Raw genomic sequence first — 13,501 nt, forward strand, 5'->3', positions numbered from 1 at the left:
GGGCCGGGGCGTCGCGTGGCCGGCCTGCGGCGGCCGGCATTTCGCACATCAACGGATTTTCGAACTCACCACTTGTACGACACGCGGCCGTAGTAATAGGCGCCGTTGAAGCCGAACGGGCTCTGGGTCGGCCAGATCAGCTGGCCGGAATTGGTGTTCGGCGCGATCACCTGGTCGGGATAGGTGTCGAACACGTTGTCGGCGCCCAGCGCGAATTCCCAGCCGCCGGTGCGGTAGCTGGCGCTGAGGTCGGTCAGCCACTTCGCGCCGAAGGTCTGGTCCAGCGTCGGGTTGCTGTTGCGAATGGTGAACTGGCCGTAGCGGCTCAGGTTGGCGCCCAGCTTCCACGCACCCAGGTTCCACTGCGCACCGAGCACGAACTTGTCGCGCGGCGCGCCGACCTCGAACCGGCCCAGCTCGACCCGCCCGAAGCGCAGCGCGTTGGGGTCGATCGCGGTCAGCGCGGGCGGGTTCGGCGCCACCCGGTCCACCGTGGTCTTGTTGTAGTTGTAGCTCAGCGTCCAGTCCACGCTGCTGGCGGCCAGCTTCCAGGTGTAGGTGCCGACGATGTCGATGCCGGTGGTGGTGGTGTCGAGGGCGTTGGTGAAGTAGCGGCCGCCGGCGACCGCCGGGAAGCCGTTGTTGTTGAGGTAGGTGCGCACCGCGGTGCTGGTCAGGTTCTCGGACAGGCTGATGCGGTCGGTGACCTTGATCCGGTAGGCATCCGCGGTCAGGTACAGGCCATTGGCCGGCGTCAGCACCAGGCCCAGACTGAGGTTGCGCGACTTCTCCGGCTTCAGCGGCTCGGCGCCCAGCGCGATGCCGGCCGGGTTGGTCACCCGGAACGTCACCAGGTCGTAGGGGATGCCGCCGATGAAGTTGGTGGAGGTGGTCTGGTAGTACTGCTGCTGCAGCGAGGGGGCATGGAAGCCGGTGCTGGCGGTGGCGCGTAGCGCCACGGCGTCACTGAACACATAGCGCATGCTCAGCTTGCCGGTGGTGGTATTGCCGAAATCGCTGTAGCGCTCGTGGCGGGCGGCGATGCCGCCGGAGAGCTTGTCGGTCAGGTCCGCTTCCAGGCCGACGTAGAACGAGCTGCTGTGGCGGTCGAAGGTGCCGCTGTCGCTGGGACGGAAGCCGGGGAACACCTGCGCACCGGACGGGGTCGGCTGGCCGTTGAACAGCACGCCGCCGTTGATGTACGAGTTCGGTTCGCCCGGTGCGATCTCGAACTCCTCACCCCGCCATTCCAGGCCATACGACAGCGTCGCCGGATACGCCAGTCCGAGGTTGACCGGGCGGTTGAAGTCGAGGTTCAGCACGTGCTGGGTGTACTTGAGCGTGCCGGCATAGAACTGGGTGGGCGAGCTCGGGCCCAGGCTGCGGTTGAGCGAGTTCTTCACGTCGAAGCGAAGGTCGTTGCTGCCGTAGGTATAGCTGGCGTCGAAATTGGTCTCGCCGATCGACGAGCGCATCCCCATCACGAACTGGTAGTCGTTGCTGGTGTTGAAGATCTGCGGCAGGAAGCCGTTGGGGTAGATCGACGGGATGTTGCGGGAGTCGCCGGCCGGCCGGAAAAAGCCGTTCGACAGCGTTTCGCGGTGGGTATAGATGCCGTAGGAATAGAACTTCAGGTAGTCCGTGGCGGCCATTTCCCAGTTGTAGCTCAGAGAGTGGTTGTCCACCTCGGGGTCGCCCAGGCGCTGCACGGTCTGGCCGACCGGCGGCGAAGTCGGGGTCTGCGCGCCCGAATACGGGGTGGCGCGGTTGGTCTGGTCCTGGTGCCCGAACTGCGCGGCCAGGTGTACCTTGCTGGCGGCACCCAGGCCGAACCCGGCATCGGCCATGACCTGGTACTTGCCGCCGTCGCCCTCCTTGTATTCGCCGTAGGTGGCCGAGGCGCTGCCGCCGCTGGCCGAACTCTTGAGCACGATGTTGACCACGCCGGCGATCGCGTCCGAGCCGTACTGCGCCGAGGCGCCGTCGCGCAGGACTTCCACTCGCTCGATGGCGGCGATCGGGATGCTGTTGAGGTCGGCGGGCGAGGAGCTGCGGCCCTGGCTGCCGTTGACGTTCACCAGCGCACCCAGGTGGTAGCGCTTGCCGTTCACCAGCACCAGCACGTGGTCCGGGGCCAGGCCGCGCAGCTGGGCCGGGCGCATCGCGTCGGTGCCGTCGTTGATCGCCGCGCGCGGGAAGTTCAGCGACGGCAGGGCGCGCGAGAGCGCCGTAGCCAGTTCGGTGGTGCCGGTGGACTGCAGGACTTCCGGGGTGATGATGTCGATCGGCGACTGCGACTCGGCCACGGTGCGGTCGGTGACGCGGGTACCGGTGACGATCAGGGTGTCGAGCGTGCGCGCATCTTTCTTCGACTCGGTCGGCTGGTCGGCCTGCTGCGCCAGCGCCGGGGTGGCAGCCAGCAGGGACGACAGGGCCAGGGCAAGCGGGGTAAGGCGGGGCATGGCGACCTCCGGGGTGGGTGGAATAACCCTTGTTTAACACCCGTTCACCGCGGCCGCAAACGCGCCCCGGGCATGCCGTTATGCGGTATCGTGAATAGCTTTGTTGGCCACGGCAGGCGACGACCGCGCCCCCGCCGGCCCGCTGGAACCGCCACCCCATGATTTCCTTCCGCAATTTCGCCCTCCGTCGCGGCGAACGCCTGCTGCTGTCCAACGTCGACCTGGCCCTGCACGCCGGGTACCGGGTGGGCGTGGTCGGCCGCAATGGCGCCGGCAAGTCCTCGCTGTTCGCCGCGTTGATGGGCGAGGTCGAGCCCGACCGCGGCGACATCGACCTGCCCGGCAAGGCGCGCATCGCCAGCGTGGCGCAGGAAACCCCGCATCTGCCGGACCCGGCGATCGATTTCGTGCTGTCCGGCGATGCCGCCGTGCACGCCGCGATCCAGGCGGAAGCCAACGCCTTCGCCGCCGAGGATTGGGAAGCGGTGGCCGCGGCGCACCAGCGCCTGGAAGAGGTCAACGGCTACGACGGCACCGCGCGCGCGGGCCGCCTGCTGCATGGCCTGGGGTTCCCGGCCGAGGTGCACGAGAAGCCGGTCGCGGAGTTTTCCGGCGGCTGGCGGGTGCGCCTGAACGTGGCGCGCGCGCTGATGACGCCGTCCGACCTGTTGCTGCTGGACGAGCCCACCAACCACCTCGACCTCGATGCCGTGGTCTGGCTGGAGGAATGGCTGAAGCGCTACGACGGCACGTTGCTGGTGATCAGCCACGACCGCGAGTTCCTCGACAACGTCACCACCCACATCCTGCACCTGCACGACGGCACCGCGAAGCTGTACGTCGGCAACTACACGGCGTTCGAGCGCCAGCGCGCCGAGCATCTACGCCAGCAGCAGATCGCGTTCGAGAAGGAGCAGGCCGAGCGCGCCCACCTGCAGAGCTTCATCGACCGCTTCAAGGCCAAGGCCAGCAAGGCGCGGCAGGCGCAGTCGCGGATGAAGCGGCTGGAGAAGCTGGCCGGCACCGAGGCGGTGCGGGTGGAGCGCGGGGTCAGCATCCAGCTGCCGGCGCCGCTGCGCTTGCCGAATTCACTGCTGTCGCTGCGCGATGCCGACTGCGGCTACGGCGCGGGCGCCACGATCCTGCGCAAGGTCAGCTTCGGGCTGGAGGCCGGCGACCGCATCGGCCTGCTCGGCGTCAACGGCGCCGGCAAGTCGACGCTGGTGAAGACCCTGGTCGGCGAATTGCCGCCGATGTCCGGCGAGCGCATGGCGCACCCCGACCTGCGCATCGGCTACTTCGCCCAGCACACGGTGGAGTCGCTGGTGGCCGGCACCTCGCCGATCGACCACCTCAAGGAACTCTCTCCCAACACGCCGACGCAGGAGTTCCGCAACTTCCTCGGTGGCTGGCAGTTCCCGGGCGACCGCGCGTTCGAGGTGATCGACAATTTCTCCGGTGGCGAGAAGGCGCGCCTCGCGCTGGCGTTGCTGGCATGGAACAAGCCGAACCTGCTGCTGCTGGACGAACCCACCAACCACCTCGACCTGGAGATGCGCGAGGCGCTGGCCGAGGCGCTGTCGGACTTCGACGGCGCGATCGTGATGGTCAGCCACGACCGCCACCTGATCGGCCTGGTCTGCGACCAGTACTGGCGTGTGCACGACGGCATCGTCGAACCGTTCGCCGGCGACCTCGACGACTACGCGGCCTGGCTGCGTTCGCGCCCCGGCAGCGACAATCCGAAGACGCCGGTCCCGAAGGCGGCCCCCGTGGCCGCCGCGCCTCCGCCGCCTGCCGTGCCCAAGGCCAAGCCGAATCCGCACAAAGTGCAGAAGGCCGAGGAGCGGGTGGCGCGGCTGGAAGGCAAGCTGGCCGAATGCGAGGCGGCAATGGCCGACCCGGCGATCTACGCGGATGCGGGCAAGGTGGCCGACCTCGGCCGCACCCAGTTGCAGTTGCGCGCGGAGCTGGAAGCGGCCGAAGCCGAGCTGCTGGCGCTGTACGAAGGCGCCTGAGCCGGCGTTCGCGGCTCGCCCGTTACCGCGCGTGGTTCACCCGTTCCCGTTCGTGGTGAGCCTGTCGAACCACGGACGGGCCTGCACGGCCGGACTATGTGGCGATCAGTCGGTCAGGAAATATTCGACCGTGCTGACCACCCGGATCTTCTTGATCTGCGGGCTGCCGGCATCGCGGTTCTCGATGCTCACCACGCCCTGGTTGGCGGTGCGGATGCCGCCGAGGTGGGCGCCGGAATCCTTGGCGAACTGCTCGGCCGACTTGCGCGCGGCGGCGGTGGCCTCGGCGATCAGCGCCGGCTTGATGTCGTTCAGCCGGGTGTAGTCGAACTGCGGGCCGCCGCCCTGCTCGGCATTGAGCATCACCCCGCGCGCCACGATGTCGCCGCTGCGGCGCACCGCGGCCAGCGCTTCCTTCACCTGCGCCGTGCGCAGGGTGACAGTGTTGGAGTAGCTGTAGCGCTCCGGCGGGCGATTGCTGCCGTAGGCGTAGGCCCAGCGGTCCTCCAGCCGCGGCGGGCTGACCACGATCTCGTCGTCCTTGAACCCGGCCTGGGTGAGGAACTCGCGGATGGTGCGGGTATTGGCCTCCAGCTGCGCCTGTACCGCGGCCAGGTCGTTGCCGCCGACGCTCTGCGCCAGCGGCCAGACCACCAGGTCGGCATCCACGATCTTCTCGGCGGAGCCCTTGACGGTGACGTAGCGGTCGCCGGTGCGGAGCTGGGCCATGCCGCGGGCGGCGAACCAGCCGGCCCCGACCAGGCCGAGGGCGATCAGAAGGGCGGCAAGGGCGGTACGCGGCTGCATGCGGGGAGCTCCGGCGGAGTGGAAGGCAGTGCCGGCTTGAAATCGCGGCGGGCGGCCACACTATGCCACCCGGTTTGTTGCGTTTCGAGGCCGATCACCACCATGCCGATCTATGCGTTCATCTGCGATGCCTGCGGGCATGCCTTCGACCGTCTGCAGAAGCTTTCCGACGCCGATCCCAGCGCCTGCCCGGACTGCGGCGCGCAGGGGCAAGTGCACCGCCAGCTGACCGCCCCGCAGTTCCGGTTGGCCGGCAGCGGCTGGTACGAGACCGACTTCAAGAAGGACGGCGACAAGAAGCGCAATCTGGCCGGGGATGCCGCCAAGCCGGCGGACGCCAAGTCCGAGGCGAAGCCGGACGCGAAGGCGGATGCCAAGCCGGCCGCCGCCCCTGCGGCGCCAGCCGCGATGTCTTCCGGGGGCTGATCCCCGTCCCGGCGCGCCGTCAGCGCACCCCGAAGCGCGCGCTGCAGCCGTGGTTCACCCACAGCCCGCTGCGCGCGTCATAGCCCCAGCTGAATCCCTCGCGGCAGGGCATGCCGGCAAGCTGCTGGATCAGGGTTGGCCGCCCGCGGCGAGCATCCCAGGCGCAGGTGGCGTAGCCGCCCCGGCTGGTGCAGGTGACGCTGTAGTCGCTGCCCGGGGCAGCCCCGACCTGCACCCGGAATTCACCGCGGCAACCGTCGTCCACCCATAGCTGGCGATTGCGCACGCCGAAGTTGCGGTTTTCGATGCAGCGGCCGTTGGAGAGCTGCCGTACCAACTGCGCCCGGCCGACCACGTCGTGGCCGCAGCTGGTGAACCGGCCGCCAATACTCTCGCAGCGCAGGGTGGTCCATTGCGTGCCCACCGGGCCGGTGCCGGGCTGGAACTCGCCGCGGCAGCCATTGGACACGGTCACCCGGCCGTTGCCGTTGAACCAGCTGCGGCCTTCGACGCAGGCGGCGCTCGAGAGCTGGCGGGTGAGCCGCGACGGCCCTTGCCAGGGCATGCTGCAGGTCTTGGTGCGGCCATCGGTGCTCTCGCAGCGGGCGGCTTGCATCCCCGGGCCCGGGCCGGGCGGCGGCGGGGGCGGGGGCGCGCCGGCGCCACCCAGCGACTTGGCGATGTCGTTCTTCACCTGGCTGAAGGTCCAGCGCGACAGCCGCACCTGGTCCAGGTAGAAGCGCAGCTGGTCGTCGGGGATCTGGCGGCCGCGCGACTGCTCGCGGTATTCCAGCCCGATCACCCGGCTCTGCTCGGCCGGGCTCAGGGTCCACAGGTCCTCGGGTGCGTAGGCGCGCTGCTGGGCCTGGGCATGGGCGGGAGCGGGCAGGGCGGCCAGCGCGGAGGCGGTGGCCAGGGCGAGCAGGGGGGCGGCGACCAGGCGGGACATGGCAAACCTCCGGTGATGGCAGCGGGGGGATGGAATCCGGGCCGGGCCTGCGGCCCGCCATGGCGGCACATTAGCGCCGCGCATCGTTAAAATGGCGTGTCCATGCCCCGGCGTCCCGCAGCGCTGGGCAGCCCTTTCCGGAGTTCCCATGCGTACCCATTTCTGCGGCCTGATCGACGAGACGTTGATCGGCCAGAGCGTGACCCTGTGCGGCTGGGCCGATGTCGCCCGCAACATGGGCCAGATCGTGTTCATCGACCTGCGCGACCACGAGGGCATCGTGCAGGTCGTGGCCGAGCCGGCCGACGCTGCACATGGACGTGCGAGTGCCGCTGAAGGCAGGACGCCGGAAGCGGCCGCTGCCGGCAATGCCGCGATGCTGGCCGCCGCCGCCGCGGTGGGCTACGAGGACTGCCTGCGCATCACCGGCACCGTGCGCCGCCGCCAGTCGGTGAACGACAAGCTGAAGACCGGCCGGGTGGAAGTGGTGGCCGAACGCATCGAGGTGCTGAACAAGGCCGAACCGCTGCCGTTCCACCACCATGAAAACCCGGGCGAGGACATCCGCCTGAAGTACCGCTACCTCGACCTGCGCAACCCCGAGATGCAGCGCAAGCTGCGCACGCGCACCAAGCTGGTGTCGGCGCTGCGCCATTACCTCGATGCGCGCGGCTTCCAGGACATCGAGACCCCGATCCTGACCAAGGCCACGCCCGAGGGCGCGCGCGACTTCCTGGTGCCGGCGCGCATGCATCCCGGAGAGTTCTACGCGCTGCCGCAGAGCCCGCAGCTGTTCAAGCAGATCCTGATGATGGCGGGCTTCGACCGCTACTATCAGATCGCCCGCTGCTTCCGCGACGAGGCGCTGCGCGCCGACCGCCAGCTGGAGTTCACCCAGCTCGACATGGAGTTCGCGTGGGTGTCCGAGCGCGACGTGCAGGATCTCACCGAGGACATGATCCGCAGCGTGTTCCGCGAGGTCGTCGGCGTTGAACTGGAAGCGCCGTTCCCGCGCATGACCTATGCCGAGGCGATGCGCCGCTTTGGTTCCGACAAGCCGGACCTGCGCATCGCGCTCGAACTGGTGGACGTGGCGGATCTGGTGAAGGAGTGCGGCTTTACGGTGTTCACCGCGGCCGCCAACGACCCCGACGGGCGCGTGGCCGCGCTGCGCATCCCCGGCGGCGCGGCCTTGTCGCGCAAGCAGATCGACGAGTACGCCGCACACGCCGCCAAGTTCGGCGCCAAGGGCCTGGCCTACGCCAAGATCGACGAGGCCGGCGCGGTCACCTCGCCGATCGCCAAGTTCTTCGCCGAGGACGCGTTCGCCGCGCTGCTTGGGCACGTCGGCGCCGGCAATGGCGACATCGTGTTCTTCGGCGCCGGTGCCTACGCCAAGGTGTCCGACTTCATGGGCGCGGTGCGCTTGAAGGCCGGCAAGGACTTCCACCTGGTGCAGGATGGCTGGAAGCCGCTGTGGGTCACCGATTTCCCGATGTTCGAATGGGACGAGGAGGCGCAGCGCTACGTGGCGCTGCACCACCCGTTCACCGCGCCGGCGGTGGATTCGATCGAGGACCTGCGCGCGAACGCGAAGACCGCGGTGTCGCGCGGCTACGACATGGTGCTCAACGGCAACGAGATCGGCGGCGGCTCGATCCGCATCCACCGCCCGCAGATGCAGGCGGCGGTGTTCGAGCTGCTGGGCATCGGCGCGGAGGAGCAGCGCGCCAAGTTCGGTTTCCTGCTGGACGCGCTGAAGTACGGTGCGCCGCCGCACGGCGGCATCGCCTTCGGCATCGACCGCATCGCCGCGCTGATGGCCGGCACCGACTCGATCCGCGACGTGATCGCCTTCCCCAAGACCACCAGCGCGCAGTGCCTGATGACGGGCGCGCCATCGCCGATCGACGATGCGCAGCTGGCGGAGGTGCATGTGCAGGTGAGGGACAAGGACTGATGGCTGACGCCGGAGGCTGCGACCCGACGCGTGCGAACCTCCTGTTCGACGCGTCGCCGCAGGCCATCGATGGCCCGCTTTCCGCAGTTCCCCGGCGCCATCCATCGTGGGGGTGAGTGGATGAAAGCACGTATCCGCCGCGCCACGCCCGCCGATGCCGCCGTGCTGGCGGAGCTCGGCGCGGCCACCTTCGTCGAGGCCTTCGGGCATCTGTACACACCCGAGGACCTGCGCGCCTTCCTGGACGAGAGCCACGGCATCACCGCCTACGAGAAGACGCTGGCGGATCCCCGCTATGCGCTGTGGATCGCCGAGGACGAGACGGGTCGCGCCATCGGCTATGCCCAGGCCGGCCCCTGTGGCCTGCCGCATGCAGACGTGCGGCCCGGGGACGGAGAACTGAAGCGGCTGTACGTGCGTGCCAGCCATCACAACGGCGGCACCGGGCGCGCGCTGATGGACGCCGCGATGGCCTGGCTGCTGCGCGACGGCCCGCGCCCGCTGTGGGTCAGCGTATGGTCGGAGAACTTCGGCGCCCAGCGTTTCTACGCCCGCTACGGGTTCGCCTTCGCCGGCGAGTACGCCTTCATCGTGGGCGCCCAGCGCGACCGTGAATTCATGTACCACCGCCCCGCCGCGCCGCCGGCCGTATAATCCGCGCCTTCGTTCAACCGCCCGGATACCGCCATGGGACGTGGTCCTTCCATCGAAGCCCGCAAGAACGCGCAGGATGCCCAGCGCGGCAAGATCTTCACCAAGATCATCCGCGAGATCTCGGTCGCGGCGCGCGCCGGTGGTGGCGACCCGGCCGGCAACCCGCGGCTGCGCGCGGCGATCGACAGGGGGCTGGACGTGAACATGTCCAAGGACGTGATCGAACGCGCCATCAAGAAAGCCACCGGCGAGCTGGAAGGCGTCACCTACGAGGAGATCCGCTACGAAGGCTATGGCGCGGGCGGGGTGGCGGTGATCGTGGACTGCCTCACCGACAACCGCGTGCGCACCGTCGCGGACGTGCGCCACGCGTTCGGCAAGTTCGGCGGCAACCTCGGCACCGAAGGCTCGGTGGCGTTCATGTTCAAGAAGCTCGGCGTGCTCAGCTACGCCCCCGGCGCGGACGAGGAGCGCATCACCGAGGCCGCGATCGAAGCCGGTGCCGACGACGTGGTGGTGTACCCGGAAGACGGCGCGATCGACGTGCTGACTTCGCCCGAGTCCTTCCCGCAGGTCAAGGCGGCGATGGAGGCAGCGGGCCTGCCCCCAGGCTTTGCCGAGGTGACCATGCGCGCGGACAACGACACCGTCGTGGAAGGCGAGGCCGCCGAGCAGGTGCAGAAGCTGCTGCGCTGGCTGGAGGACATGGACGACGTGCAGAACGTGTATTCCAACGCGGCCGGGTTGGGCTGACGCGCCGCGCCGCCCGCCGGCCCCGATCGCCATGTCGCTTTCCCCGTCCGCCAGCGCGCCGCGCCCGGCCCCGGTCCGGATCCTCGGGATCGACCCCGGCTCCCAGCGCACCGGCGTGGGCATCGTGGACGTGGCCGCGGACGGCAGGGTGGCGCACGTGCACCACCAGCCGCTGGTGCTGCTGGACGCGGAATCGTTCCCGCTGCGCCTGCGCAAGCTGCTGGATGGGCTGTGGGCGCTGATCGAGCAGTTCCGGCCGGACGAGGTGGCGGTGGAGCAGGTGTTCCTCTCCAACAACGCGATGAGCGCGCTCAAGCTGGGCCAGGCGCGCGGCGCCGCGGTCGCCGCCTGCGTGGCGCGCGACCTGCCGGTGAGCGAATACGCGGCGAAGGAGATCAAGCTGGCGCTGGTGGGCAGCGGCGGCGCCGACAAGGCGCAGGTGCAGCACATGGTCGGCGCGATGCTGGGGCTGAGCGGCAAATTGCAGGCCGACGCCGCCGACGCGCTGGCGGTGGCCATCACCCACGCGCACGTGCGCGCCAGCGCGCAGCGGCTGGGCGTGGCGGCACGCGAGGCGTGGGGACGCAAGGGCAGGGGGCGGCGATGATCGGACGGTTGAAAGGCATCCTCATCCACAAGGCGCCGCCGTGGGCGAAGCGACGCGATTGCGAGGCATTGCCTCGCGCGTCGCTGAGCGCCCGGACAGGGATGGCCGGGCCGGAGCATGCCGAAGCGATGCAGTCGCGCCATGGACGGCTGCGGGATGGAGCGGCGCCATGATCGGACGGTTGAAAGGCATCCTCATCCACAAGGCGCCGCCGTGGATCGTTATCGACGTGCACGGCGTCGGCTACGAGCTGGAGGCGCCGATGAGCACCTTCTACGACCTGCCGGAGGTGGGGCGCGAGGTGTTCCTGTTCACCCATTACGCGCAGAAGGAGGACAGCGTGGCGCTGTACGGCTTCCTGCGCGAGGCCGAGCGCCGCCTGTTCCGCGACGTGCAGAAGGTGTCGGGTATCGGGGCGAAGATCGCGCTGGCGGTGCTGTCCGGCGCCAGCGTGGACCAGTTCGCGCGGCTGGTGCAGGCCGGCGACGTCACCGCGCTGACCCGCATCCCCGGGATCGGCAAGAAGACCGCCGAGCGCATGGTGGTGGAGCTGCGCGACCGCGCCGCCGATCTCACGGCCGGCGCGCCCGGTGCCGCGGTGGCGGCTGGCGATCCGCTGGCGGAGGCGATCACCGCGCTGCAGGCGCTGGGCTACAAGCCGGCCGAGGCCGAGCGTATGGCGAAGAAGGTCGCCGGCGACGGCGATGCAGCCGAAACCATCATCCGGAAAGCGCTACAGTCCGCGCTGCGTTGAACCGGCGGCGCCCGCGCGCGCACGGACAGGGGATTTCATGGCCACTCATCCAGCTTCCTCCACCGCGCAGCCCGCCACCGGCGGGCATGGCGACAGCGGCAAGGCCGGCCTGTTCGGGCTAGTGGTCGGCGCCATCGGGGTGGTGTTCGGCGACATCGGCACCAGCCCGCTGTACACGCTGAAGGAAGCGTTCTCGCCGCACTTCGGGCTGACCGCCGACCACGACACCGTGCTCGGCATCCTGTCGATGGTGTTCTGGGCGCTGATGGTCACCGTCACCGCCAAGTACGTGACCATCATCATGCGCGCCGACAACGACGGCGAGGGCGGCATCATGGCGCTGATGGCGCTGGCCCAGCGCACCCTGCGCCGCGGCTCGCGCGCCGCGTATTACGTCGGCATCCTCGGCATCTTCGGCGCCTCGCTGTTCTTCGGCGACGGCGTGATCACCCCGGCGATCTCGGTGCTGTCGGCGATCGAAGGCCTGGAGGTGGTGGCGCCCAGCCTGCACCACTGGATCGTGCCGCTGACCGTGCTGGTGCTGCTGGCGCTGTTCGCCACCCAGCGCTACGGCACCGCCAAGGTCGGCAAGGTGTTCGGGCCGATCACCATCGTCTGGTTCGCCTCGCTGGCGGCGATCGGCGTGCTCAACATGCTGCACGCGCCGGAAGTGCTGAAGGCGTTCAACCCGTGGTGGGCGGCCAGGTTCTTCATGGAGCACCACTTCCACGGCATCTTCATCCTCGGCGCGGTGGTGCTGGCGGTGACCGGCGGCGAGGCGCTGTACGCCGACATGGGCCACTTCGGCGCGCGCCCGATCCGGCTGGCCTGGTACTACTTCGTGCTGCCGGCGCTGATGCTGAACTACCTCGGCCAGGGCGCGCTGGTGCTGCAGGACCCGAGCGCCATCCGCAACCCCTTCTATATCGGGGTGCCGGACTGGGCGCGCTGGCCGATGATCATGCTGGCCACCGCCGCCACCGTGATCGCCTCGCAGGCGGTGATCACCGGCGCGTTCTCGGTGGCACGCCAGGCCATGCAGCTGGGCTACATCCCGCGCATGCGGATCAAGCACACCTCCAGCGACACCATCGGCCAGATCTACGTGCCCGGGATCAACTGGACGCTGATGCTGCTGGTGGTCTCGCTGGTGCTGGCGTTCCGCACCTCCACCGCGCTGGCCACCGCCTACGGCATCTCGGTGTCGCTGACCATGCTGATCGACACCCTGCTGCTGGCGATGGTGGCCTACGCCCTCTGGCCGCGCTGGCGGCGCTGGGTCTTGCCGCTGTGCGTGGTGTTCGCCGCGGTGGAGTGCGCGTTCGTGATCGCCAACGGCGCCAAGATCCCCGACGGCGGCTGGTTCCCGCTGGTGCTGGGCGTGCTGCTGTTCACCATGCTGCGTACCTGGCGCCGCGGGCGCGAGCTGCTCAGCGCCGAGGTGCGCAAGGAAGGCATCCAGCTCGACACCTTCCTGCCCGGGCTGATGCTGGCGCCGCCGGTGCGGGTACCGGGCACCGCGGTGTTCCTGACCGCCAGCCCGGACATGGTGCCGCACGCGCTGCTGCACAACCTCAAGCACAACAAGGTGCTGCACCAGCACAACGTGTTCCTGACCGTGGAGACGCTCGACGTGCCGTATGCGCCGAAGGGCAAGCGGCTGAAGATCGAATCGATCGGCGGCGAGGACTTCTACCGGGTGATCGTGCGCTACGGCTTCATGGAGACCCCGGACGTGCCGCTGGCGCTGATGCAGTCCTGCGACCAGTGCGATCTGGTGTTCAACCCGATGGACACCACCTATTTCGTCAGCCGCGAGAGCATCGTCGCCAGCCGCCACCGCGGCATGCCGATCTGGCGCGACAAGCTGTTCGCGTTCATGCACCGCAACGCCGCCCCGGCCAGCAACTTCTTCCGCATCCCCGGCAACCGGCTGGTGGAGCTGGGCGCGCAGGTCGAAATCTAGGAAGGCCTGAACAACGCCATCCAGGCGTTGTCAGCCCACGCCGAGTCCGGCCCAGGTCCGGACTCGGCTCACACGCATCAATCACTTGCATGGTCGATGCGTGGCCGGCCATCCATGGCCGGCGGGAACCTCTGAGTGGATCAGA

General features: G+C 69.2%; 11 protein-coding genes. 8 read left to right on the forward strand and 3 right to left on the reverse strand.

Going from position 1 to position 13,501, the window contains the following annotated elements; translation table 11 throughout:
- Positions 1-65 precede the first annotated feature (65 nt).
- Positions 66-2,462, reverse strand: coding sequence for a TonB-dependent receptor plug domain-containing protein (locus EDC34_RS05305; RefSeq protein ID WP_114959765.1), 2,397 nt, complete (start codon positions 2,460-2,462; stop codon positions 66-68).
- Between the two features lie 158 nt (positions 2,463-2,620).
- Here EDC34_RS05305 and EDC34_RS05310 point away from each other — a divergent pair, with 158 nt between their 5' ends.
- Positions 2,621-4,480, forward strand: a complete 1,860-nt coding sequence (locus EDC34_RS05310) for an ABC-F family ATP-binding cassette domain-containing protein (protein WP_114959764.1) — start codon at positions 2,621-2,623, stop codon at positions 4,478-4,480.
- 105 nt (positions 4,481-4,585) lie between these two features.
- Here EDC34_RS05310 and EDC34_RS05315 read toward each other — a convergent pair whose 3' ends face one another.
- Positions 4,586-5,287, reverse strand: a complete 702-nt coding sequence (locus tag EDC34_RS05315; RefSeq protein ID WP_114959763.1) for an SIMPL domain-containing protein — start codon at positions 5,285-5,287, stop codon at positions 4,586-4,588.
- A gap of 102 nt (positions 5,288-5,389) precedes the next feature.
- Here EDC34_RS05315 and EDC34_RS05320 point away from each other — a divergent pair, with 102 nt between their 5' ends.
- Positions 5,390-5,713 carry an FmdB family zinc ribbon protein gene (locus EDC34_RS05320; protein ID WP_114959762.1) on the forward strand — a complete coding sequence of 108 codons (324 nt, stop codon included), beginning with the start codon at positions 5,390-5,392 and terminating at the stop codon, positions 5,711-5,713.
- 19 nt (positions 5,714-5,732) lie between these two features.
- Here EDC34_RS05320 and EDC34_RS05325 read toward each other — a convergent pair whose 3' ends face one another.
- Positions 5,733-6,662 (reverse strand): DUF3011 domain-containing protein, encoded by a 930-nt coding sequence (locus EDC34_RS05325; protein ID WP_114959761.1) that lies wholly within the window; start codon positions 6,660-6,662, stop codon positions 5,733-5,735.
- 148 nt (positions 6,663-6,810) lie between these two features.
- Here EDC34_RS05325 and aspS point away from each other — a divergent pair, with 148 nt between their 5' ends.
- The 6 genes from aspS (at position 6,811) to EDC34_RS05355 (ending at position 13,356) form a co-directional block, all read left to right on the forward strand.
- Entirely contained in the window at positions 6,811-8,622 is a 1,812-nt protein-coding gene (aspS, locus tag EDC34_RS05330; protein WP_114959760.1) for an aspartate--tRNA ligase, read from the forward strand.
- Positions 8,623-8,742: 120 nt separating this feature from the next.
- Positions 8,743-9,276: a GNAT family N-acetyltransferase gene (locus EDC34_RS05335; protein WP_114959759.1), complete on the forward strand. Its 534-nt coding sequence runs from the start codon at positions 8,743-8,745 to the stop codon at positions 9,274-9,276.
- 33 nt (positions 9,277-9,309) lie between these two features.
- Positions 9,310-10,029 (forward strand): YebC/PmpR family DNA-binding transcriptional regulator, encoded by a 720-nt coding sequence (locus EDC34_RS05340; protein WP_114959758.1) that lies wholly within the window; start codon positions 9,310-9,312, stop codon positions 10,027-10,029.
- Between the two features lie 31 nt (positions 10,030-10,060).
- Positions 10,061-10,636 (forward strand): crossover junction endodeoxyribonuclease RuvC, encoded by a 576-nt coding sequence (gene ruvC, locus EDC34_RS05345; RefSeq protein ID WP_114959757.1) that lies wholly within the window; start codon positions 10,061-10,063, stop codon positions 10,634-10,636.
- A gap of 169 nt (positions 10,637-10,805) precedes the next feature.
- Positions 10,806-11,390 (forward strand): Holliday junction branch migration protein RuvA, encoded by a 585-nt coding sequence (ruvA, locus tag EDC34_RS05350; protein ID WP_114959756.1) that lies wholly within the window; start codon positions 10,806-10,808, stop codon positions 11,388-11,390.
- A 37-nt stretch (positions 11,391-11,427) separates the two neighbouring features.
- Positions 11,428-13,356: a potassium transporter Kup gene (locus EDC34_RS05355; RefSeq protein WP_114959755.1), complete on the forward strand. Its 1,929-nt coding sequence runs from the start codon at positions 11,428-11,430 to the stop codon at positions 13,354-13,356.
- The last annotated feature ends 145 nt before the right edge of the window (positions 13,357-13,501 follow it).

The organism is Thermomonas haemolytica (assembly GCF_004346265.1).
GTDB classification, from domain to species: domain Bacteria; phylum Pseudomonadota; class Gammaproteobacteria; order Xanthomonadales; family Xanthomonadaceae; genus Thermomonas; species Thermomonas haemolytica.